The sequence below is a fragment of the Georgenia sp. 311 genome, from assembly GCF_006151955.1.
GTDB lineage: Bacteria > Actinomycetota > Actinomycetes > Actinomycetales > Actinomycetaceae > Oceanitalea > Oceanitalea wutianyii.
This window is the reverse complement of the sequence record NZ_VDFS01000038.1, coordinates 214544-237483: the sequence shown is the minus strand read 5'-3', so window position 1 is coordinate 237483 and position 22940 is coordinate 214544. Positions and strand designations below refer to the sequence as shown.

21 protein-coding genes are annotated in these 22940 nt (G+C 73.0%); 4 read left to right on the top strand and 17 right to left on the bottom strand.

Going from position 1 to position 22940, the window contains the following annotated elements:
- Window positions 1-16: 16 nt before the first annotated feature.
- From fbaA to pyrE, 4 genes are read right to left on the bottom strand one after another with little or no spacing between them, the layout of a single operon-like run.
- Window positions 17-1039: a class II fructose-bisphosphate aldolase gene (gene fbaA, locus FHE66_RS08010; RefSeq protein ID WP_139072419.1), complete on the bottom strand. Its 1023-nt coding sequence runs from the start codon at window positions 1037-1039 to the stop codon at window positions 17-19.
- 33 nt (window positions 1040-1072) lie between these two features.
- On the bottom strand, window positions 1073-1753 hold the full coding sequence (locus FHE66_RS08005; RefSeq protein WP_139072418.1) for an RNA methyltransferase: 681 nt from the start codon (window positions 1751-1753) through the stop codon (window positions 1073-1075).
- A complete protein-coding gene (locus FHE66_RS08000; RefSeq protein ID WP_139072448.1) occupies window positions 1750-2388 on the bottom strand; it encodes a LemA family protein in 639 nt (212 codons plus the stop codon). Before FHE66_RS08000 ends, FHE66_RS08005 begins: the two co-directional genes overlap by 4 nt.
- 47 nt (window positions 2389-2435) lie before the next feature.
- Entirely contained in the window at window positions 2436-3017 is a 582-nt protein-coding gene (pyrE, locus tag FHE66_RS07995) for an orotate phosphoribosyltransferase (RefSeq protein ID WP_139072417.1), read from the bottom strand.
- Between the two features lie 44 nt (window positions 3018-3061).
- Between pyrE and FHE66_RS07990 the strand changes: the two genes are divergently transcribed.
- Window positions 3062-3844 carry an exodeoxyribonuclease III gene (locus tag FHE66_RS07990; protein WP_139072416.1) on the top strand — a complete coding sequence of 261 codons (783 nt, stop codon included), beginning with the start codon at window positions 3062-3064 and terminating at the stop codon, window positions 3842-3844.
- A gap of 10 nt (window positions 3845-3854) precedes the next feature.
- Here FHE66_RS07990 and FHE66_RS15475 read toward each other — a convergent pair whose 3' ends face one another.
- The 6 genes from FHE66_RS15475 to FHE66_RS07960 all read right to left on the bottom strand — a co-directional run bounded on the left by FHE66_RS15475 (window position 3855) and on the right by FHE66_RS07960 (window position 11955).
- Entirely contained in the window at window positions 3855-5363 is a 1509-nt protein-coding gene (locus FHE66_RS15475; RefSeq protein ID WP_176554702.1) for a patatin-like phospholipase family protein, read from the bottom strand.
- A gap of 26 nt (window positions 5364-5389) precedes the next feature.
- Complete coding sequence (locus FHE66_RS07980; RefSeq protein WP_139072415.1) at window positions 5390-6196, bottom strand: serine hydrolase; 807 nt, start codon at window positions 6194-6196, stop codon at window positions 5390-5392.
- A gap of 112 nt (window positions 6197-6308) precedes the next feature.
- Entirely contained in the window at window positions 6309-8939 is a 2631-nt protein-coding gene (gene clpB / locus FHE66_RS07975; protein ID WP_139072414.1) for an ATP-dependent chaperone ClpB, read from the bottom strand.
- Between the two features lie 89 nt (window positions 8940-9028).
- Window positions 9029-10456 (bottom strand): amidase, encoded by a 1428-nt coding sequence (locus tag FHE66_RS07970; protein WP_139072413.1) that lies wholly within the window; start codon window positions 10454-10456, stop codon window positions 9029-9031.
- Window positions 10457-10465: 9 nt separating this feature from the next.
- The gene (locus FHE66_RS07965) at window positions 10466-11278 is read right to left on the bottom strand and encodes an SDR family NAD(P)-dependent oxidoreductase (protein WP_176554701.1); all 813 of its coding nucleotides are present in this window, start codon (window positions 11276-11278) and stop codon (window positions 10466-10468) included.
- Entirely contained in the window at window positions 11275-11955 is a 681-nt protein-coding gene (locus tag FHE66_RS07960) for an acetoacetate decarboxylase family protein (protein ID WP_139072411.1), read from the bottom strand. Before FHE66_RS07960 ends, FHE66_RS07965 begins: the two co-directional genes overlap by 4 nt.
- A 141-nt stretch (window positions 11956-12096) precedes the next feature.
- Here FHE66_RS07960 and FHE66_RS07955 point away from each other — a divergent pair, with 141 nt between their 5' ends.
- Window positions 12097-12270 carry an antitoxin gene (locus tag FHE66_RS07955; RefSeq protein ID WP_139072410.1) on the top strand — a complete coding sequence of 58 codons (174 nt, stop codon included), beginning with the start codon at window positions 12097-12099 and terminating at the stop codon, window positions 12268-12270.
- Window positions 12271-12330: 60 nt separating this feature from the next.
- The gene (locus FHE66_RS07950) at window positions 12331-14412 is read left to right on the top strand and encodes a prolyl oligopeptidase family protein (protein WP_139072409.1); all 2082 of its coding nucleotides are present in this window, start codon (window positions 12331-12333) and stop codon (window positions 14410-14412) included.
- Between the two features lie 3 nt (window positions 14413-14415).
- Here the strand turns inward: FHE66_RS07950 and FHE66_RS15470 are convergent, their stop codons facing one another.
- The 7 genes from FHE66_RS15470 to FHE66_RS07915 all read right to left on the bottom strand — a co-directional run bounded on the left by FHE66_RS15470 (window position 14416) and on the right by FHE66_RS07915 (window position 20825).
- Entirely contained in the window at window positions 14416-15270 is an 855-nt protein-coding gene (locus tag FHE66_RS15470; protein WP_176554700.1) for a hypothetical protein, read from the bottom strand.
- Window positions 15271-15325: 55 nt separating this feature from the next.
- Window positions 15326-15727 (bottom strand): heat shock protein transcriptional repressor HspR, encoded by a 402-nt coding sequence (locus tag FHE66_RS07940; RefSeq protein ID WP_139072408.1) that lies wholly within the window; start codon window positions 15725-15727, stop codon window positions 15326-15328.
- 18 nt (window positions 15728-15745) lie between these two features.
- Entirely contained in the window at window positions 15746-16738 is a 993-nt protein-coding gene (locus FHE66_RS07935) for a DnaJ C-terminal domain-containing protein (protein ID WP_139072407.1), read from the bottom strand.
- A gap of 78 nt (window positions 16739-16816) precedes the next feature.
- Window positions 16817-17446 (bottom strand): nucleotide exchange factor GrpE, encoded by a 630-nt coding sequence (locus FHE66_RS07930; protein WP_139072406.1) that lies wholly within the window; start codon window positions 17444-17446, stop codon window positions 16817-16819.
- A complete protein-coding gene (gene dnaK / locus FHE66_RS07925) occupies window positions 17443-19299 on the bottom strand; it encodes a molecular chaperone DnaK (protein WP_139072405.1) in 1857 nt (618 codons plus the stop codon). Before dnaK ends, FHE66_RS07930 begins: the two co-directional genes overlap by 4 nt.
- A 318-nt stretch (window positions 19300-19617) precedes the next feature.
- Complete coding sequence (locus FHE66_RS07920; protein ID WP_139072404.1) at window positions 19618-20172, bottom strand: hypothetical protein; 555 nt, start codon at window positions 20170-20172, stop codon at window positions 19618-19620.
- Window positions 20169-20825: a hypothetical protein gene (locus tag FHE66_RS07915; protein WP_139072403.1), complete on the bottom strand. Its 657-nt coding sequence runs from the start codon at window positions 20823-20825 to the stop codon at window positions 20169-20171. The genes FHE66_RS07920 and FHE66_RS07915 overlap by 4 nt, the downstream gene beginning before the upstream one ends.
- Before the next feature lie 176 nt (window positions 20826-21001).
- On the opposite strand from FHE66_RS07915, the gene FHE66_RS07910 reads away from it, so the two are divergent.
- Window positions 21002-22936, top strand: coding sequence for a hypothetical protein (locus FHE66_RS07910; protein ID WP_139072402.1), 1935 nt, complete (start codon window positions 21002-21004; stop codon window positions 22934-22936).
- Window positions 22937-22940: the final 4 nt, after the last annotated feature.

Genomic DNA, 22940 nt, shown 5'->3' with positions numbered 1-22940 from the left:
CGTCGTGCGTCGTGCGTCAGGACATGCGGGTGCCCGCAGAGCGCAGCTGCTGGCAGGCCTCCATGACGCGGGCGGCCATGCCGGCCTCGGCCAGCTTGCCCCAGGCGCGGGGGTCGTAGGCCTTCTTGTTGCCGACGTCGCCGTCGATCTTCAGCACGCCGTCGTAGTTCTTGAACATGTGGTCCACGACGGGACGCGTGAAGGCGTACTGCGTGTCGGTGTCGACGTTCATCTTGATGACGCCGTTGTCCACCGCGAGGGCGATCTCCTCGGCGGTGGAGCCGGAGCCGCCGTGGAAGACGAGGTCGAACGGCATGTCCTTGCCGATCTCCTTGCCCACGACCTGCTGGATCTCCCCGAGGATCTCGGGACGCAGCTTGACGGCGCCGGGCTTGTAGACGCCGTGGACGTTGCCGAAGGTGAGGGCGGTGAGGTACCGGCCCTTCTCCCCGGCGCCGAGGGCGCGCACGGTGGCGAGGCCGTCCTCGGGGGTGGTGTAGAGCTTCTCGTTGATCTCGGCCTCGTGGCCGTCCTCCTCGCCGCCGACGACGCCGACCTCGATCTCGAGGATGGTGCGCGCCTTCTGGGAGAGCTCGAGGAGCTCCTCGGCGATGACGAGGTTCTCCTCCAGCGGGACGGTGGAGCCGTCGAACATGTGGGACTGGAACATCGGGTTCTTGCCGGCGGCGACCTCCTCGGCCTCCATGGCGAGCAGCGGCTTCACCCAGGAGTCGAGGTTCTCCTTGACGCAGTGGTCGGTGTGGAGAGCGATCGTCACGTTGTAGTTCTTCGCGACCTCGTAGGCGTAGGCAGCCAGCGCGCGGGTACCGGTGACGCGGTCCTTGATGGTCGAGCCGGAGGCGTACTCACCGCCACCGACGGAGACCTGGATGATGCCGTCGCTCTCCGCCTCGGCGAAGCCGCGGATCGCGGCGGTCACCGTCTGCGAGGAGGTGACGTTGATGGCCGGGTAGGCGAACTTGCCAGCCTTCGCCCGGTCGAGCATCTCGTTGTAGGACTCGGGGGTTGCGATGGGCACTGAAGGCCTCCTGAGAATCGACGCAGTGAACCCTTAGATTGTGTCACGTCCGTTCTCGCGAGGGGCGGGACGTCCGGTCTCAGGGACATGCTGCAGCGCCCACGCGTACATCGCCACCGCCGCGGCCGCGCCGACGTTCATCGAGCGGGTCGACCCGTACTGGGTGATGTGGAGGATCTCCTGGCACGCGGCACGCGCCGCGGGCGACAGGCCACCGGACTCCTCGCCGAACAGGAGGACCGCCCGCTCGGGCAGCGGACGGTGCTCGAGGGGCCGCGAGCCGGGCACGTTGTCGATGCCGATGAGCGGCAGGTCCTCGCTGCGCGCCCACGCGAGGAGGTCGGCGACGTCGGGGTGGTGGTACAGGTGCTGGTAGCGGTCGGTGACCATCGCCCCGCGCCGGTTCCACCGGCGCCGTCCGACGATGTGGACCGCGGCGACCCCGAAGGCGTTCGCGGTGCGGACGACCGAGCCGATGTTGAAGTCGTGGCCGAGGTTCTCGATGGCGACGTGGAGGGGGTGGCGCCGGGTGTCGAGGTCGGCGACGATCGCCTCGAGGCGCCAGTAGCGGTAGCGGTCGACGACGTTGCGCCGGTCTCCGGCCGCGAGCAGCTCGGGGTCCAGGCGCGGGTCGTCGGGCCAGGCGTCCGGGCCGCCGGGCCAGGGCCCGACCCCGACGTCGGTGGTCTCGCCGCTGGGGGTGCCGTCGCTCACGCGTCGCGGCGGGGCTCGCGCTGCTCGTCGAGGAGCGACGCGCTCTCCTCGGAGCTGGGGGCCGAGGGCGGCTCGCCCTGGAAGTGCACGGAGGGCACGGCGCGCACGGCGGGGTCGTTGGCCTCGAAGTACTCCGCGCGCCGGAAGGAGAAGACGCGGGCGACGAGCGCGGAGGGGAAGGTGTCGATCCTCCGGTCGAGCTCGCGGACGTTGGCGTTGTAGAACCGCCGGCCGGCGCCGATCCGGTCCTCGATCGTGGTGAGCTCGACCTCGAGGTCGGTGAAGCGCTCCGAGGCGCGCAGCTCGGGGTGGCTCTGGGCGACGGTGAAAAGGCGGCTCAGCGCGCCGCTGAGGGCGCTCTCCATCTCGGCCTGCTGCGCCGGGCCCCTCCCGCCACCCGCCGCGGCGTCCCGCGCGCGGGTCACCTCGGCGAAGACGTCGTCGTGCCCGGTGTCCTGCCCCTCGACGGCGGCGACGAGGGTGGGGACGAGCGCGTGGCGCCGGTGGAGCTCGACGTCGATCTGCCGCCACGCCTCCTGGACGAGGTTCCGCAGCCGGACGAGGTCGTTGTACGTCGAGACCGCCCAGATGAGGGCGGCGACGAGGACGGCCAGGACGACGAGCGCGACGAGCATCTCCACCGTCCAAGCCTGGCACACCGGGCTGAGCGTGGCCGCCGGACTCAGTCGCGTGGCGCGAGCCCGAGGTCGGCGACGCCGAGTGCGGCGAGGTAGCGCACCCCGGCCTCCTCGATGCGCTCCCGGGCACCGGTGTCCCGGTCGACGACGACGGCCGCGCCGACGACCTCGGCCCCCGCCTCGCGCAGCGCCTCGATGGCGGTGAGGAGGCTGCCACCCGTCGTCGAGGTGTCCTCGACGGCGACGACGCGGCGGCCGGCCACGTCCGGGCCCTCGACGCGCCGCTGCAAGCCGTGCGCCTTGGCCTCCTTGCGCACGACGAAGGCGTCGACCTCCAGGCCCCGGGAGGCGGCGGCGTGGAGGACCGCGGCGGCGACCGGGTCGGCGCCCATGGTGAGCCCGCCGACGGCGTCGACCTCGTCCGGGCCCAGGCCGTTCTCCTCGAGGAGGTCGAGCACGACGTGCCCGACGAGGGGCGCCGCCGCGTGGTGGAGGGTCACCCGCCGCATGTCGACGTAGTGGTCGGAGGTGCGCCCGCTCGCGAGCGTCACCTCGCCGTGGACGACGGCGAGGTCGCGGACGTACTGGGCGAGGCGGCTGCGCAGGGAGTCGTTCGGGGTGGTCACGGCTGCAGGCTACCGGGCGCCCGGCTCCGGGTAGCCTCGCGTTCATGCGCCTGGCCACCTGGAACGTCAACTCCGTCCGTGCCCGCGTCGACCGGGTGGTCGCCTTCCTCGAGCGCTCGGGCACCGACGTCCTGGCGATGCAGGAGACCAAGTGCCGTGACGACCAGTTCCCCCACCTCGCGTTCCACGCCGCGGGGTACGAGGTGGTCCACCACGGGCTGAGCCAGTGGAACGGGGTGGCGATCGCCTCCCGCCTGCCGCTGGAGGACGTCGAGGCGGGCTTCGACGGGATGCCGACGTGGGGTGAGCCGGCGGCGGCCGAGGCGCGGGCCATCGGGGCGACGGTCGGCGGCGTGCGGGTGTGGAGCCTGTACGTGCCCAACGGGCGGGCGCTGGACGACCCGCACTACCGGTACAAGCTCGACTGGCTCGCGGCGCTGCGCACGGCGGCGCTCGGCTGGCAGGCGGCCGACCCTGCCGGAGCAGTCGCGCTCGTCGGCGACTGGAACATCGCGCCGCTGGACGAGGACGTGTGGGACGTCGCGGCGTTCGCCGGCGCCACCCACGTCTCGCAGCCGGAGCGTGAGGCGCTCGCGGCCCTGCGAGACGCCGGTCTCACCGAGGTCACCCGGCGCTTCACGCCCGGCGCCTACACCTACTGGGACTACAAGCAGCTGCGCTTCCCCCGCAACGAGGGCATGCGCATCGACCTCGCCCTCACCTCCCCGGTGCTGGCGGCCCGCGCCACCGGTGCCCACGTCGACCGTGACGAGCGCAAGGGCAAGGGCGCGAGCGACCACGCGCCCGTCGTCATCGACATCGACTGAGGGCCGCGGCTCAGCCCTGGGCCCACGTCGGCTCGAGGGCGACGGGGCCGGCGTGCCCCTCCCAGCCGCGCCACCAGTCCTGCGCCCCCTCCGGCAGTCGCTCGACGGGGATCCGCGCGACGAGGTCGCGCAGCTCGAACTTCATGCCGGCGATGTGCGCGACGTGCTGGAGCCGCTGCTCGTCGCCCATGAGCTCGTCGGCGAAGAGCTGCTGCTCGGCCGTCCAGGTGCGGCGGCGCAGGAGGACGGCCTCGCGGGTGACGGCCCTCTCCTCGGCGGAGGCCCCCAGGTGCGCCTCGGCGGCACGCAGGTAGCCGTAGTCGATGGCGATCGCGATGAGCCCGGGCTCGATCGTCAGGGTGTCGTGGACGTCGAACTCCGGCTCGACGACGACGGCGCCGGCCTCCCTGGCCCGGCCGACCTCGTCCCGCTGGACCTCGTCGGTCATGATCTGGGTGGTCGTCCGCACGACGATGGAGAGCATGTCCTTGTGGTCGAAGGACTCCGCGCGCGTGACGCCGGGGGGCCCGGCGACGACGGCGTAGCAGCGCTCGACGCCGAGCGGGCCGAGGGCGATCTCGGCCGGCAGGGACTCGCGCACGCCGCCGTCGACGTAGTTCTCCCGCCCGAGCCGCACCGGTGGGAAGACGGTGGGGATGGCGCACGAGGCGCGCACCGCCTGGACGATGTCGACCCTCTCCTCGTCCGGGAGCGGCTGGTCGCTGCGGTCGACGAGCACGCCGTCCTCGGTGACGTAGCGCAGCTCCCCGCTCTCCAGGCCCACGACGGCCACGCGCACCGTGACGCCGGAGGCCGCGACCGCCGAGGCGCGGAAGACCTCGGGGTCGAGGATGCGGTCGACGAGCGGGCCGGGGCGGTACATCGAGCGCTCCCGCCGGGCACCCTCGATGATCGCCTCGATGTCGGCGCTCGCCTGACCCACGGCGCGTACGAGCTCGATGGAGTCGAGCAGGCGTACCGCCGCACGGCTCGCCTCGCCGGCGTCGTCGGGCTGCAGCCGGGTGGACGGCGCGGTGGCGGCCGCGGCGTCCGCGACGGCGGTGCCCGGCGCGGGCACCCGCTGCTCGACGGGGAGGTCGCCGTCGACCTCGCGGCGGGCGACGCGCTCGGCGGCGGTCGAGATGTCGTGGCGCAGGTCGGCGACCCGCTGGAACGAGCGCCCGAGGGCGCCCTGGCGTCGCCTGCGCCGCTCGAGGGCCTCCATCCACGTCGGTCCGCGCTCGCGCAGCCGGGTGAACCAGGGCTGCTCGGCGAACATCTCCGAGGACGTCATCGTCTCGCGCAGCAGCCGCTCGAGCTGGCCGAGGGAGCGGCGCTGCCCGGCAGGGTCGGCGGACTGGGAGAGGACGGCGGCGAGGATCGCGCCCGCCGACGTGCCGGTGATGACCGTCGGCGCGATGCCGACCTCGTCGTAGAGGTAGCGCAGCGCGCCGATCTGAAAGCTCGTCCGCGCCCCGCCCCCGCTGAGGACGAGGCCGGTCACCGGTGCGTCGGCCATGGGGACGAGGCTACCCACGCACGCGCTCAGCGCAGGTCGGACAGCGCGGCGTCCGACAGTCGGGGCCACAGGTCGGCCGCCCACGGCCCGAAGGGCTCGGCCCCGAGGTAGACCGCGGCGAGGTGGACCTGCGGGTCCACCCACAGGAAGCTGCCGGACTGGCCGAAGTGGCCGAAGGTGGCGGGGCTGTTGCGGGTGCCCGTCCAGTGCGGCGTCTTCCCGCCGCGGATCTCGAAGCCCAGGCCCCAGTCGTTGGGGTCCTGCCGGCCGAACCCGGGCAGGACACCGGTGAGCCCGGGGAACTGGACGGTGGTGGCCTCGGCGAGCACGCCGGGCGGGAGCACCTGCGGGTCGAGCAGCTCGCGGGCGAAGGCGGCGAGGTCCTCGGCGTTGCCGCGCGCGCCGTGGGCGGGCGAGCCCTCGAGCACGACGCTGCTCAGCCCGAGCGGGACGAGCACGGTCTGCTCGAGCCAGTCGGCGAAGTCGGTGCCGGTGGCCTCGGCGACGTGCCGCGCGAGGATCTCGAAGCCGGCGTTGCTGTAGATCCGGCGTCGGCCCGGCGCGCTCAGCGGCTCCGGGGAGTCCATCCCCACGCCCGAGGCGTGGGCGAGGAGGTGGCGCACCGTCGAGCCCTCGGGGCCCGCGGGCTCGTCGAGGTCGACGAGGTGCCGGGAGACGGCGACGAGGGTCGCCGTCGCCGTGAGCAGCTTGGTCACCGAGGCCCACGGGAAGGACTGCGCGCGCGCCCCGCGCGCCAGGCGCGTCCCGTCCGCCTCGGTGACGACGACGGCGTGGGGGACGGTGGGCAGCACGACCTGCTCGAAGGCACTCATGGGCACCAGGGTGCCACCTCCCCCGCCCCCTCCACCCGCGAGCGCCGGTCACCGGTGCACGATCCAGCGCTCGGCGGGAAGGGGGTCGGGCGGGGCGGGGACGGGGCGGGGGTCAGGCGGGGGTGGTGGCGCTGGGGGCGACGGGGGCGGCCTGGGCGAGGAGGACGAGGCCGCCCTCGTCGCGCCGGTCCACCGTCACGGTCGCGCCGTCGGTGACCTCGCCGCTGAGCATGAGCCGGGCGAGCTGGTCGCCGATCTCGCGCTGGACGAGGCGGCGCAGCGGACGGGCGCCGTACGCCGGGTCGTAGCCCTCGAAGGCGAGCCACTCGGCGGCCGCCGGTGTGACGTCCAGGACGATGCGCCGGTCGGCGAGCCGCGAGCGCAGCCGCCCGACCTGCAGCTCGACGATCGAGCTCAGCTCCTCGAGCGTGAGCGCGTCGAAGAGGACGATGTCGTCGAGCCGGTTGAGGAACTCCGGCTTGAACGAGGCGCGCACCGTCGCCATAACGGCCTCACGCTTCTCCTCCTCCGGCATCGCCTGGTCGACGAGGAACTGCGAGCCGAGGTTGGAGGTGAGGACGAGGATGACGTTGCGGAAGTCGACCGTGCGCCCCTGGCCGTCGGTGAGCCGGCCGTCGTCGAGCACCTGGAGGAGGATGTCGAACACCTCGGGGTGGGCCTTCTCGACCTCGTCGAGCAGGACGACGGAGTAGGGCCGGCGGCGCACCGCCTCGGTGAGCTGGCCACCCTCCTCGTAACCGACGTAGCCGGGAGGGGCGCCGACGAGCCGGGAGACCGAGTGCTTCTCGGAGTACTCGCTCATGTCGATGCGCACGATGGCGCGCTCGTCGTCGAAGAGGAAGTCCGCGAGCGCCTTCGCCAGCTCGGTCTTGCCCACGCCGGTGGGGCCGAGGAAGAGGAAGGAGCCGGTGGGCCGGTCGGGGTCGGACAGGCCGGCGCGCGAGCGCCGGACGGCGTCGGAGACCGCCTGGACGGCGCGCTGCTGGCCGATGAGCCGCTCCCCGAGGACGTCCTCCATGCGCAGGAGCTTGTCGGTCTCCCCCTCGAGCAGCCGCCCGACGGGGATGCCGGTCCACGACGCGACGACCTCGGCGACCTCGTCCGCGGAGACGCGGTCGGCGATCATCGGGGCCTCGGCGGACCCGGACCCGGCCGCCTCGGCGGCCTCCGCGTCGCGGATCTCCCGCTCGACGGCGGGGATCTCGCCGTACAGGAGACGCGAGGCGCTCTCGAGGTCGCCCTCGCGCTGGGCGCGGTCGGCCTCGATGCGCAGCGTGTCGAGCCGCGCCTTGAGGTCACCGACGCGGTTGTGGCTCGCCTTCTCGGCCTCCCACCGGGCGGTGAGGGCGGAGAGTTCCTCGGTGCGGTCGGCGAGCTCGGCACGCAGCCGCTCGAGACGGTCCTGGGCCGAGGGGTCGTCGGCGTCGGAGGACTCGACGAGGTAGGACTCCTCCATCTTCAGCCGCTCGACGGCGCGACGGAGCACGTCGATCTCCTCCGGGGAGGAGTCGAGCTCCATCCGCAGCCGGGAGGCGGACTCGTCGATGAGGTCGATGGCCTTGTCCGGGAGCTGGCGGCCGCTGATGTACCGGTCGGAGAGCGTCGCGGCGGCGACGAGCGCGCCGTCGGAGATCGTCACCTGGTGGTGGGCCTCGTACTTCGGCGCGATGCCGCGCAGGATCGCGATGGTGTCCTCGACGGACGGCTCGCCGACGAACACCTGCTGGAAGCGGCGCTCGAGGGCCGGGTCCTTCTCGATGTGCTCGCGGTACTCGTCGAGGGTGGTCGCGCCGACCATGCGCAGCTCGCCGCGGGCGAGCATGGGCTTGAGCATGTTGCCGGCGTCCATGGAGCCCTCGGAGGCCCCGGCACCGACGACGGTGTGGAGCTCGTCGATGAAGGTGACGACCTCGCCGTCGGAGTCCTTGATCTCCTGCAGGACGGCCTTGAGCCGCTCCTCGAACTCCCCGCGGTACTTGGCACCGGCGACCATCGAGCCGAGGTCGAGGGAGATGAGTCGCTTGCCGCGCAGCGACTCCGGGACGTCGCCGTCGACGATGCGCTGGGCGAGCCCCTCGACGACGGCGGTCTTGCCGACGCCGGGCTCCCCGATGAGCACGGGGTTGTTCTTCGTCCGGCGGGAGAGCACCTGGACGACGCGGCGGATCTCGGCGTCGCGGCCGATGACGGGGTCCAGGCGGCCCTCGCGGGCGGCCTCGGTGAGGTCCTGCCCGTACTTCTCCAGGGCGTTGTAGGTGCCCTCCGGGTCCTGGCTGGTGACCTTGCCGGAGCCGCGGACGGTGGGCAGCGCGGAGAGCAGCGCGTCGCGGTCGGCGCCGAGGTCGCGCAGGATCTGGCCCGCGGTGCTCTCACTCTTGGAGATGGCGATGAGCAGGTGCTCGGTGGAGACGTACTCGTCGCCGAGCGCGGCGGCCTCCTCGCCGGCCTGGGTGATGACGGTCATCATCGCCCGGGACGTCGACGGCTGGGCGACGGAGGAGCCGCTGGCGCCGGGCAGGGCGGCGACCGCCGCCTGCGCGCGCTCGATCGCGGCGGCCCGGTTCGCGCCGACGGCGTCGAGCAGGGCAGGGGCCACCCCGCCGGGCTGCTCGAGCAGCGCGACGAGCACGTGGACGGGCTCGAGCTGCGGGTTTCCGGCGGTCGACGCCGCGCGGATGGCCGCGGCGATCGCCTCCTGCGACTTGGTCGTCAGCTTGTCCATTCAGAGCCTCCGGGTTCAGGTGTGGAACGTCTGCCGAGTGCAACACCGCAGAGTTGAGTCTATTCCACTCAAGTCAGCCCGGCAGGCCCTCAGCCGACGGCCACCGGACCCGTCGGCCAGGGGTCGGCCTCCTCGAGGGCGGCGGCCAGACCGAGGAGCAGCTCCTCCTGCCCGAGCCGCGTCGCACCGAGCTGGACGCCGAACGGCAGGACGCGCCCGTCGACCTCCTCGCGGTGCAGCGGCACGGTGATCGCCGGGGCCCCGATCATGTTCCAGGGGCTCGTCCACGGGGTGAACGCCTTCTGCGCCTCGAAGTCGGCGGCGGGGTCGGCGTCGTCGCGCATCGTCCCGACGATCGGCGGCGGGGTGGCCAGCGCGGGGGTGAGGACGACGTCGAGCCCGGCCCACGCGGTGGCGGCCGAGCGCGCCAGGCCCTGGACCGCGGCGACGGCGCGCGCGTAGTCGACCCCGGAGTAGCGCCGGCCCCGCTCACGCATCCAGCGGGTGAGGGGGACGAGGAGCTCCTCGGCCTCCGGCGGCAGCGGCACGGACAGCGCGCCGACCGCCCACAGCGGGTTGAAGGACTCCCAGTCCTCCGGGCTGAACGGCACCGCGGCCCCGGTGAGCTCGTGGCCCAGCCCTTCCAGCAGGCCGACGGCACGGTCGACGGCGGCGAGGGCGCCGGGGTGGACGGTCGCGTCGTGGACGTTGATCGGCTGGGTGAGCACCCCGACGCGCAGCCGCCGGGGAGCGCGGTCGCACGCGGCGAGGAAGGTCTCGCGCGGACCGGGCAGGAGGTAGTGGTCCCCGGGCCACGGCCGGGAGAGGACGTCGAGGAACGCGGCGGTGTCGCGCACGGTGCGGGTGAGCACGCCGTCGACGGTGAGTCCCGCGCCGTCGACGCCCAGCGGCCCCTTCGAGACCCGCCCGCGGGTCGCCTTGAGGCCGACGAGCCCGCACGCGGCCGCGGGTATGCGGATGGACCCGCCGCCGTCGCTGCCGTGGGCGGCGGGCACGATCCCGGCGGCGACGGCGGCGGCCGCCCCGCCGGAGGAGCCGCCCGCGCTGCGGCGAGGGTCCCAGGGCGTGCGGGCGGCAGGGGCGACGTCGGGCTCGGTGTACGCCGGCAGGCCGAGCTCGGGCGTCGTCGTCTTGCCGACCATGAGGGTGCCGGCCTCACGCAGGCGGATCGTCACGCCGTCGTCGGCGGGGGCGATGGTGCCGCGCAGGGCGGCGCTGCCGGCCTCGAAGGGCTGACCGGCGACCATGGTGAGGTCCTTGACCGGCACGGGGACGCCGAGGAACGGCGGCAGCGCCCCGCCCTCGCGCAGCCGCCGACCGGCCAGGGCCGCCTGCTCGAGCGCGAGGTCGGGGGTGAGGTGGGCGAACGCGCCGACGGCGGGGCCGAGCCGCTCGGCCCGCTCGAGCGTGTGCCGGGCGACCTCGTCGGGGCTGACGTCCCCGGCGCGGACGGCGGCGGCGAGGCCGAGGGCGTCGAGCTCGTGGATGTCGCTCATCACCCGAGGCTAGCGGTGGGCGTTGCGCCGGACCTGGCGCAGGTAGCGCCGCCGCTGGTCGGGATCGCCCCCGAGCCCGACCCGGTCGCTGGCGAGCGCGTCGTCCAGGACGCCCCGGACCGCGAGGGGCAGCTCGCGGAACAGGTGGGCGGCCGGCCCGAGCCAGCGGGGCACGTAGACCTCGGCCCGGCGGCGCTCCAGGGCGCGCACCGTCGTCACCGCGACCTCCTCGGCGGTGACGGGGCGGAAGCCGCGCTGGGAGCGGATCCCGGCACCCATGGGCGTGGCGGCGAGGTAGGGCAGGACGACGAGGACGTCGACCCCGGTGCCGCGCAGCTCGCGGCGCAGCGCCTCGGAGAAGGCGACGACCGCGGCCTTGGTGCCGGAGTAGACCGCCAGCCCGGCCATCGGCTTGGCGCCGGTCGCGCTCGCCACCTGGACGACGGCGCCGCGTCCGCGCCGGACCATCCGCGGCACCACCGCGCGGGTGGCGTGGACGACGGCGCGGTAGTCGACGTCGAGGACGAGGTCGTCGACGTCCGGCTGCTGGTCGAGGAACGCCCCCGTCGGCATCACCCCGGCGTTGTTCACCCACACCGCGATCGGGCCGAGGCTCTCCTCGACGTCCGCGACGAGCGCCTCGACGGCGCGGCGGTCGGTGACGTCCAGGTGGCGCCCCACGGCCCCGAGCTCGCGGGCCGTGGCCTCGGCGCCGTCGAGGTCGGCGAGGACGACGCGCAGGCCGCGGGCGAGCAGCTCGGCGGCGATGGCCCGCCCGATGCCGCGAGCACCGCCGGTGACGACGGCGACGGGCCGGGTCACGGGGCCACCTCCTGCTCGCGGCACACGTGGCAGCCGAAGACGATGTCGGCGCCGGTGAGCGCCACCGAGGCCAGCGGCCGCCGCCCGGCGAGGTGGGCGAGGGCACCGCCGGGGGCGAAGTGCCACCGTGCCCGCAGCGTGCGGACCTCGGCGGTCACCCGGTTGGCGGAGACGATCGCGCCACGGCCGGTGAGGCCGCGCTGGGCCGTCGTCAGCGGCAGGGGAAGGCGGCCGGGCAGCAGGCGGGGCCCGAGCCGCGCCGTGAGCCGGGCGACCGGCTCCCCCTCGGCGGTGACGTCGGCGTGGACGGCCGAGGCCGTGGCGTGCCGCTCGACGGCGCACAGCTCCTTGGGGATGGCCCACAGCTCCCGCCCGCCGGCGAGGGCGGGCCCGGTGCTCACCCAGATGCGCGGGATGGTCCCGTGGGCGCGCAGCGAGCCGTGAGGCCGGGTGAGCACGGCGGTGAGCAGCTCGTCGTAGACGACCTCACCGCCCGGCCCGTACTCGGCGAGCGCCACCCCGAGCAGGACCCGCCCCCCGAGCAGCACCGGCCGGTGCCCCGGCGGCAACGCGTCCTCGAGCCGCGGGACCTGCGCCGCGGGGACGAGCAGCACCGAGACGAGGAGGCGGCCCCGCAGGTGCCACGGCTCGGGCGGGTAGGTGGCGTCGTCGGCCATGCCGCCATCCTCGCAGGTCACCGGCCCGGGCGCCGGGACCGGTGTCCCTCCCCTTGCGCACCGGCTGCGCCGGGCGCACCGTCGAGGGACGCGCCGCGACCCGCGACGCACACAGGGGCGCACGAGAGAGGGGGCACCGACATGGGGATCGGTGACAAGGCGAAGGACGTCATGGGCGGCGACAAGGCGGAGCAGGCCACCGACACCGGCCTGGACAAGGCCGCCGACGCCGCCGGGGAGAAGACCGGCTCCAAGCACGCGGACAAGGTCGACCAGGCCCGCGAGACCGGGGACGAGAAGCTCGGCAACGAGTGAACGGCAGGACGGCCGGCCCGGGTGCGGGCCGGCCGTCCCCGCGCGTGATGGGATGGCCCCATGACGACTTCCACCGACCCCCACGCCTGGCTCGAGGACGTCGAGGGGGACACCGCCCTCGACTGGGTGCGCGGGCACAACGAGCGTGCGGTCAGCGCCCTGGAGACCGCGCGCTTCACCGAGATGCGCGAGGAGATCCTCGAGGTCCTCGACTCCACCGAGAAGATCCCGGGGGTCGTCCAGCGCGGGGAGCACCTCTACAACTTCTGGACCGACGCGGAGCACGAGCGCGGCCTGTGGCGGCGCACGACGTGGGAGTCCTACCGCACCGACGACCCGGAGTGGGAGGTCCTCCTCGACGTCGACGCCCTCGCGCGTGAGGAGGGCGTGGGCTGGGTGTGGCACGGGGCGCACGTCCTGCGCCCGTCCCTGGACCGGGCGCTCGTCGCGCTGTCCCGGGGTGGCGCGGACGCCGACGTCACCCGCGAGTTCGACCTCGTGACGAAGACGTTCGTCGAGGACGGCTTCACCCGCGAGGAGTCCAAGGGCGCCCTCCAGTGGGCCGACAGCTCCGGCGACGTCGTCTACGCCTACACCGACGTCGGCGAGGGGTCGATGACGTCCTCGGGCTACCCCCGCACGGTGCGCCGCTGGGTGCGCGGCACCGCCCTCGCCGAGGCGCCCGAGGTCTTCGCGGGCGAGCACACCGACATGTCGATCGGCGCCGCGCACGACTTCACCCCGGGCTTCGAGCGCGACTTCGTGTGGCGCGCCCGCGCCTTCTACGACTCCGACCTCTACCTCCTGGAGGACGGCGAGCTCACCCGGGTCGACGTCCCGCGCTCCGCGGAGCCGGCGATCCACCGGGAGTGGCTCACCGTCGAGCTGCGGGAGGACTGGGAGGTCGGCGGACGCACCCTCCCGGGCGGCGGTCTCGTGGCGATCCGGCTCGCGGACTTCCGCGCCGGCAGCCGGGACTTCGAGGTCCTCCACGCCCCCACGCCGACGACGGCGCTGATCGGCGGGACCTGGACGCGCCACCACCTCGTGCTCAACGTCCTGGACGACGTGACGAACCGGCTCGAGGTCCTCACCCCGCCGGCGGGCGACGGGCCGTGGGAGCGCCGCCCGCTCGACCTCGCGACGTCGGCCACCGGCTGGCACGCCCCGCGGCTGGCGACCGTCTCCGCCGGCGCGATCGACCCGGACGAGTCGGACGCGCTGTGGCTCACGGTGAGCGGCTTCCTCACCCCGACGACGCTCGCGCGCCTCGACCTCGACGAGTCCGGCGCCGTCGTCGGCCTCGAGCCGCTCAAGGCGCTGCCCGCCTTCTTCGACACCGAGGGCCTGCACGTCGAGCAGCACTTCGCGACGTCCGACGACGGCACCCGGGTCCCGTACTTCCAGGTCTCCCCCGTGCCTGCCGCGGACAACGAGGACGTCCGGCCGCTGCCCACGCTGCTGTCCGGGTACGGCGGGTTCGAGATCCCGCGCCTGCCCGCCTACTCGGGGGCGATCGGCCGGGCGTGGCTCGCCCGGGGCGGGGCGTACGTCGTCGCCAACATCCGCGGCGGCGGGGAGTACGGGCCGCGCTGGCACCAGGCGGCCCTCAAGGAGAAGCGCCACCGCGCCTACGAGGACTTCGCGGCAGTGGCGCGCGACCTGTTCGCGCGTGGGGTCACCGACGTCGCGCACCTCGGTGCGCAGGGCGGCTCCAACGGCGGCCTGCTCATGGGCAACATGATCACCGGCTACCCCGAGCTGTTCGGGGCGATCGTCTGCCAGGTGCCGCTGCTCGACATGAAGCGCTACAGCCACCTGCTCGCGGGCGCGTCGTGGATGGCGGAGTACGGGGACCCGGACGACCCCGAGCAGTGGGAGTTCATCCGCACGTTCTCGGCCTACCACCGCTTCGACCCGGCCGACGAGCACCCGCCGGTGCTCTTCACGACCTCGACCCGTGACGACCGCGTCCACCCCGGCCACGCGCGCAAGATGATGGCGCTCATGGCCGGGGCCGGGAAGGACGTGACGTACTACGAGAACATCGAGGGCGGGCACGGCGGCGCGGCGACGAACGCGCAGGCGGCCTTCATGAGCGCGCTCGCCTACGAGTTCCTCTGGCAGCGCCTCGGGGACTGAGGCTCAGTACGGGTAGGGACCGGTGCGTGCGCGCCGGTTCACCCGCACGAGCCACACGATGCCGATGATGAGCAGGACGAACGCGACGAAGGAGACGGCGAGCCCGACGAGGAAGGCGACGCCGGCTGCCGCGAGCGTGGAGACGTCCAGCGGCGGGGCGACGAGGAGCTGGTTCCCCGCGCCTGCGGGCAGCTCGCACTCCACCGTGTAGGCGCCGCCGTCCCCGGTGGTGAAGCTGACGCCGCCGGTGTCGGCGCCCTCGACCCCGAAGGTGAACGGGCTGGTCGCGACCTCCTGGCCGCCCGGGTCGGTGACCACGCAGGTGACGTCGGCGCCGTCGATGTCGGAGTCCTGGAAGTAGACGACGCGCTCGGTGCCGGCGGGGAGCTGGGCGGACCCGCCGTTCGTGATCGCCGCCGCGTTGTCCAGACCGCCGATGGCGTCGCCGGCGGACCCGAGGGCTGCCACGAAGCCGACGATCGGCGCGGCGATCATGACGAGGGCGGCGATGACGATCATGAGGATCGGCCCGGTGCGCCTGGGGCGCTGACCCGTCGGGCCGTAGCCGCCGGGAGCGCCGTAGGGTGCGGGCGCGCCGTAGGGCGCCGCAGCGCCCGGTCGGCCGTAGTCACCGGGCCCGCCGGGCTGCTGCCCGTAGCCCCCGGAGTGCTGGCCGTAGGAACCGGGCTGGTTGTACGAGCCGGGCTGGCCGTAGGGACCGGGCTGCCCGGTCCCACCCTGCTGCTCCCAGCCGCCGGGCTGCCCGTACACCGGCGGTGTGCCCTCCCCCGGGTTCTCACCCTCCGGACGTCGGCGTCCGTAACGGGGCTCCTCGGCCCCACCGTCGCTCGTGCTCATGTCGGCTCCTCCTCGCAGGGTGCGCGGTGGCGCACGCCACCAGCATGCCAGTGGGTCAGTTGAGGTGCTCGGGGCGCCAGAGGACCAGGGCGCCCCCGGTCCGGCGGGGACGGCGGCCGGGAGCGATCTCGCTCACCTGCCCCGAGGCGTCCGCGGCGAAGACGCGCGCGCGGGCGACGTTGCGGAGCCGCTGCAGCTCGGCGCGGGCCCGGGTGAGCTCGCGCTCGAGCTCGATGATCCGCCGGATCCCGGCGAGGTTGATGCCCTCGTCCTGGGAGAGCTGCTGGACCTGGCGCAGCGCCTCGATGTCGCGGTGGGAGTAGCGCCGTCCCCGCCCGCGGGCGCGCTGCGGGGTGACGATCCCCAGGCGGTCGTACTGGCGCAGGGTCTGGGGGTGCATGCCGGAGAGCTCGGCGGCCACCGAGATGACGTAGAGGGGCTCGTCGTCGGTGGGCATCTCATCTCCTCTCGTCGGTCAGCGTGCCGCGCGTGCCCTGAGGTCGGCGCGCGGGTCCTCGCCCTCGGTCGCGGCGGCGAAGGCCTCGACGGCCTTCCGCGCGTCCGCGGGCAGGTGGCTGGGGACGGCGACCTGGATGGTGACGAGGAGGTCGCCGGTGTCCTTGGGGGTGTGCACACCGCGGCCCTTGACGCGCAGCGTACGCCCCGACGGCGTCCCCGCCGGGACCTTGACCTTGACGGTCTCACCGGACACGGTCGGTACCTCGATCGTCGCACCGAGCGCGGCCTCGGCGAACGTCACCGGCACGGTGATGCGCAGGTTGTGCCCGTCCATGGCGAAGACCGGGTGGGGCTCGACGTGGACGGTGACGACCATGTCGCCGGGCTCGCCACCGCCGCGGCCGGGCTGCCCCTTGCCGCGCAGCCGGATCTTCTGCCCGTCCTTGACGCCCGGGGGGATCCGCACGGTCATCGAGCGGCCGTTGGTCGTCAGCTGGACCTTCGCACCCTCGACGGCGCTCCGGAAGGGCAGCGAGGCGCTCGTGGCGATGTCCCCGCCACGCTGGGTGCCACGGCGGGAACCGAAGCCGCCACCGGCGGCGCCGCCGAACATGTCCTGGAGGATGTCCTCGAAGCCGCCCGCCCCACCGGCACCCCCGGTCGAGAAGCGGGTGCGGCCTCCGCCGCCGGAGAACATCCCGTTGAAGAGGTCCTCGAAGCCGGCCGTGCCGCCGGCGGGACCACCGCTGCCGGCCGAGAAGCGGGCACCGCCGCCGGCCATGGCGCGCAGCGCGTCGTACTGCTTGCGCTGCTCGGGGTCCGAGAGCACGGAGTACGCCTCGCCGACGTCCTTGAACCGGCTCTCCGCGGCGTCGTCGCCGGGGTTGCGGTCCGGGTGGAGGTCGCGCGCGAGCTTGCGGTACGCCTTCTTGATCGCCGTGTCGTCGGCGTCCTTCGGGACGCCGAGGGTCTTGTAGAAGTCCTTCTCGAGCCAGTCCTGACCGGTCACTGACGTCTCACCTCCGTCCTGTCGTCTCTCGCGGCGGAGGCCGACCGCGCCCGGTGGGGCGCGGCCGGCCTGCTGCCGTCACTCAGGGCTGGTCACCGCGACGCGGGCCGCCCGCAGCACCTTCTCGCCCATGCGGTAGCCGGGCTGCATGACCTGGGCGATCGTCGTCGACGTCGCCTCCGGGTCGGTCGTGGCCATGAGGGCGTCGTGGAGCTCGGGGTCGAACTCCTCCCCCGGCGCACCGAACCGCGCGAGCGCGAACCGCTGGGTCAGCGTGTCCTCGAGCTTCTCGGCGATCGCGCCGACCGGCCCGGTGAGGTCACCGTGCTGGCGGGCGAGGTCGATCTCGTCGAGCACGCCGAGCAGCGACTCGACGACCTCCACCTGACCACCGGTCCGCTGCTCGCCGGCCGCGGCCTTCGAGCGGCGCACGTACCCGTTGTACTCCTGCTGGAGGTTGTACAGGTCGGCGTTGCGCCGGGCGAGCTGGTCGCTGAGATCGGCGGCCTCGGCCTTCGCGGCGGCGAGGGCGCCGTCGGCCACGGGCGCGGCGCCCTCATCGGGCGCCGCCTCCGCGGCGGTCTCGGCGGCCTCCTCCTCGGGGGTCACCTCGCGCACCTTGCCGGTCTCCGGGTCGATGCGGCGCCGGTCACGGACGACGGGCTTCTCGTAGGCGCCTTCGGCGCCGGCGGGGTTCTCGGCCGTCACCTGTTCTCGTCCTCGTCCACGATCTCGGCGTCGACGACGTCGTCGTCGGCGCCACCGGCCGACTGCTCGGTGCCGGGCGTGCCCTGGGGCGCGCTCTGCTCCTGGTTGGCGTACAGCGCCTCACCGATCTTCTGCGCCGCGGTGGTGAGGGCCTGCTGCTTGGCGCTGACCTCGGCGATGTCCTCGCCCTCGAGCGCCTTCTTCAGGTCGTCGACGGCGGTGCGGACCTCGCTGGAGACGTCCTCGGGGAGCTTGTCCGCGTTGTCCGTGAGCAGCTTCTCCGTGGAGTAGACGAGCTGCTCGGCGGTGTTGCGGGTCTCGGCCTCCTCGCGACGCTTGCGGTCCTCCTCGGCGTGCGCCTCGGCCTCCTTGACCATGCGGTCGATCTCGTCCTTCGGCAGGGCCGAGCCACCGGTGATGGTCATCGACTGCTCCTTGCCCGTGCCCCGGTCCTTGGCGGAGACGTGGACGATGCCGTTGGCGTCGATGTCGAAGGTGACCTCGATCTGCGGCATGCCGCGGGGCGCCGGCGCGATGCCGGTGAGCTCGAAGGTGCCCAGCGGCTTGTTGTCGCGGGCGAACTCGCGCTCACCCTGGAACACCTGGATGAGCACGCTCGGCTGGTTGTCCTCGGCGGTGGAGAACACCTCCGAGCGCTTGGTCGGGATGGCCGTGTTGCGCTCGATGAGCTTGGTCATGACGCCACCCTTGGTCTCGATGCCGAGGGACAGGGGCGTGACGTCGATGAGCAGGACGTCCTTGCGGTCACCCTGGATGACGCCGGCCTGGAGAGCGGCGCCGACGGCGACGACCTCGTCCGGGTTGACGCCCTTGTTGGGCTCCTTGCCGCCGGTGAGCTGCTTGACCAGCTCGGTGACGGCGGGCATGCGGGTGGAGCCACCGACGAGCACGACGTGGTCGATGTCGGAGACCTTGATCCCGGCGTCGCTGATGACGGCCTGGAACGGCGCCTTGGTCCGGTCGAGGAGGTCCTTGGTCATCTCCTCGAACTGCGCCCGGGAGAGCTTCTCGTCGAGGTGGATGGGGCCGTTCTCGCTCATCGAGAGGTACTGCAGCGAGATGTTGGTGTTGAGCGCCGAGGACAGCTCCTTCTTGGCCTGCTCGGCGGCCTCACGCAGACGCTGAAGGGCGATCTTGTCCTTGGACAGGTCGACGCCGTCCTTGTTCTTCACCTGGGTGACGAGCCAGTCCACGATCCGCTGGTCCCAGTCGTCGCCGCCGAGGCGGTTGTCGCCGTTGGTGGCGCGCACCTGGATGGTGGAGAAGTCGTCCTCGTCCTTGCCGATCTCCAGCAGGGAGACGTCGAACGTGCCGCCACCGAGGTCGAAGACGAGGATGAGCTCGTCCTCCTTGCCGCGCTCCAGGCCGTAGGCGAGGGCTGCGGCGGTGGGCTCGTTGACGATGCGCAGGACGTTGAGGCCGGCGATCTGGCCGGCGTCCTTGGTGGCCTGGCGCTCGGCGTCGTTGAAGTACGCCGGCACCGTGATGACGGCGTCGGTGACCTGCTCACCGAGGTACTCCTCGGCGTCACGCTTGAGCTTGCCGAGCACGCGCGCGGAGATCTCCTGCGCGGTGTAGCTCTTGTCGTCGATCTGCTGGGACCAGTCCGTGCCCATGTGACGCTTGACCGACGTGATGGTCCGGTCGACGTTGGTCACGGCCTGCCGCTTGGCGACCTCGCCGACGAGAACCTCGCCGGACTTGCTGAAGGCGACCACCGAGGGCGTCGTGCGCGCTCCCTCGGCGTTCGCGATGACGGTGGGCTCGCCACCCTCGAGAACGGCGACCACCGAGTTCGTGGTGCCCAGGTCGATTCCGACCGCTCGTGCCATGTGGGTTACTCCTCCAGTCCGTGGGCGGGGGTCTCTCCCGCCCTTGAGTCGTCCTCACTCAAGTCTGCGCCCGCTCGGCGAGTTGTCCAAATCGAACGGGCTGAAGTTGAGTCTATGAGGCTCAACCCGGACGGCTCGGGTTTCATTCCCTACGAGGCCCGGTCAATGTCGCGCACCTCAGCCTGAGGCACCTCGCACTCGCCACAGCAGGCTCCCGGGGGTGACGCCACACACGCCGGTGGTGCCGAAACCCGCAGGTCCCGGCACCACCGTGTGCGGACTAGATCCGCATCGTCCTGCCGCACTTGCCGCACTTGATCAGGCCGTGCCTGACGACTCTTCCGACGAATCGGGCGTGGCAGTACGGGCACGTGATTCCTGCGATCGAAGCCATGGTGGCGTCCCTCCCTTCAGCGTTCGGGGCGCGTGCAGCCCGGGCGCCTCCATGAACCGGCCGGCCCGTGGCGTGGTTGCCATGGACAGCGCGAGCAGGAGGACACCGAGTGTGAGCAGCACGGCCGGCCTGTTGTCGGTCACGGCGCCGCTCTCGAGCTGCTGCGATATGAGATCGAGCAGCTGGTTCGCGGTCCAGCCATTGACGACGGTCTGCTGTGGTGCGCCCTGGGTGCGCTCTTGGTTCGTGACATCCTCGAGCCAGATGCCCATCCGTTCGGAAGCGACGTCGTCGGAGCCGCCCGACGGCCCGAGGAGCGCGAGTGTCAGAACCGCCAGAACCGCGATGGCGGCACAACCGGTAAACCGGACACGAGCCTTGCGCGTCTCACGCTGATCCCGCAGCGCCGCGGCGGGAGCGTCATCGGCGGTTGCGGGCGTCGCCAGCGACTGGTCCTGATCGGCCGAGCTCGAGCTCATGAAGCCGCCCACCACAGCGGGTCGCTCCAGTTGTACGACACGCCCCAGAAGCCCCCCGGGATCTGATCGGCCGGCAGCTCGAAGAGGAGGTTGCCGGTGGCGCTGCCACCGTCGTAGAGGTCGGCGACGTCCGACAGGTCGTCCGGGATCACGGCGTGGGCCTGCTCGTAGGAGCGGCCGTTCTCGGCTAGGTAGGTCACGTCCACGTCGAGCCACGGCACCATCGACTCCGGGCCGGAGTAGGTCACGGTGATCGGGACGATCACGTAGACCATGCCGTCAGCGGGCGGGTCGTTGAACTGGTTCTCAGCGGCGACGATCGCGTTCGCGTCCCACGTCGCTGCCTGAACGACGACCTCGACGGACTCCGAGCCGGAGGTGAACGTGCCCACGTCGCTGCCCACGGCAGCCGGGTTCTCGCGGCTGCCCGGCTCGGCTGCCGGCGCGGGCGGCTCCGGCGCCGTAGCTGGAGGCTTGGTCGGCGCCGTCGATGACGAACCCGCGTCGGCCGGCTCGCTGGGTTCGGTGGTCTCGGCGGTCTTGATGTCGTCGCCGCTGTCGACAGGACTCGTGCTGGTGTCGACGCCCGCGCAGCCAGCGAGGGCACCGATCATGATCGCGGCTGCTGCAGCCGTCCAGCGTGCCGTTCGCATCGCTGTTCTCCTCTCGGTCGGGTGGTTTATGCCGAGCATCGAGATCCACGCTTGGTGCGTCGAGGTGATTGCTGATAATCCCTGTTATCAGTCCGCACCCCTACCCGAACCGTCAGAGCCATACGATGACGCCGTTGGCCAGAACCGGCCGACCGCATCAGTCGAGAGGAGCGCATATGACCTTGCTCATCAGCCGCTCCGGCATCGCTGCTGCGGCAGACGTCCGGCGCCCGGTTGTGTCCATGTGGCAGCAGCGACCGGTGTCACATGGCGTGCGCGTGCCGTTCCCGACGCCGCGAGATGCCCACGGCGACCTCTTCGACCTCGACGAGGTCATCGACTGGCAAGCCCGCTCGGGTCGGGGCAACAATCCTTCGTTCGCCGTCGATGCACCTCTGTACGCCGTCACCGGCGACGCTGGCGATCACGACGACCATGTGGCGGCACTCATCGCGCTGGCTGCTCTCAGCGACGTGGACCTGGTCGTCGGGGCCCCCGCCGACCTCATCGAGGCCGCGGCCGAAGTCGACCCCCACGATGAGACGCTGCTGGGCGAGGTCCGCGAAGCCGCCACCAGGCCCAGCCTCCGGGAACTCGCCGCTCGCCGCATCGAGGCCGCCTTCGGCCACGAGCCGGCGCTCGAGGCCATCGCGGCGGCGCGCACTCGCGTCGGAGCAGATCGCTCGTGGACGGTCACGGACGGCGTGATCGCGCTGTTGCGTGACCTGTGCCGGAGTCTGCGGCCGGCGGGTTTGACCGTGGCCGACGGCAGCGCCCAGCCGAGCGACCTCGCGTTGCGGATCGCGTTGGCTGACGCCGAACGCTCCATCGACTGGAGCGTTCCCGCTGATGTGCCGGACGCGTCCGGGACCGCCGCACTTCGGCGCTCCCGGCGGCGTGCGCTCATCGCCGGCGTCACCTCCGGCACCTCCTCCCCGGCGGTGGTGGTGCTGCAGGTGCCGCCGAGATCGGAGAGGCGCGCGAGCATCGCAGACATGCTGCGCCACGTCGATGATCTCACCCTCGAGCTGCCCGACGGCGGTGTCGCCATCGTGCTCGGGCCCGCGTCCGCCTTGTGCGATGCCCTCCCCGACCGCGAGTCGCTCCTCACCCGCGCGGACGCGCTCCGAACGGGCCGCGTGCGCGCCGTGGTGCGACTTCCCCGCGGACTCGTTGTGGACAAGCCCCGCTCCGAGCTCGGAATCTGGATCGTGGGCGATGCGGACCCGACCGCTGCGCTGGCCGACCGCCTGGTCGTCGTCGGCGATCTCACCTCCCACGTGCTCGGCGCGGAGGTTGTCGACGGCCTCGTCACCGACCTCGTGGCGGCGCTCGCGGGCCTCACGCAGATACGGGCTCGAGCCTTCGCTCACTGCCGCCCAGTGCCTACCGCGCGGCTGCTGGCCGCCGATGGGGCACTCGTCGCACGCACGCTGACAGGGCAACGTGCCGGACCGGTGTCCGAGGCTGCCGCCACGGCCCTGACCAGGGCAGCACGACTGCGCACGCGGGGCATCGACCTCGGCCTCGGTCTGCGCACCGCATCGGTGCCGGTCCGCGGCCGGACCGGCACCATCGGCGAACTCGTCACCGCCGGCGAGGCCCGCGTGATCAGGGGTAAGCGCGTGGCACCGACGGACCTCGGCGACGGACCGGTGCGCGTCATCGGCACGTCCGAGGTGCGCGGTGACAGGGGAGTACCCCGCACGGTCGATGCTCTCGTGGCGCACGGCAGGTACGCGAGCGGTCTCACCGAGCCGGGCGACGTCGTCGTCGTCACCCGCCCGCGGCCACAGGCTCTGGTGGATCTCGACGGCGGCAACCTGGTCGCCTACCCGGCCCGGATCGTGCGACTGAGCACGGGCTCACCGCACGCCGTCGCCGCGACCGTCAACGCACTACCGAACGGCGCTACGACCCTCGAGTCATGGCCCGTGCCGATTCCCGACGAGGTGGGAGCGGCCGGGCTGGAGGCCGCGCTGCGGAGGATGGGCGACCGGCGGCGGGCGCTCCACCGTGACCTTGCCGAACTGAAGGACCTGGAAGCAGACCTGGTCGACGGCGTCATTTCGGGTGCGCTCGTCGTCTCACCCACTGAGGAAGAGGAGTAACCGG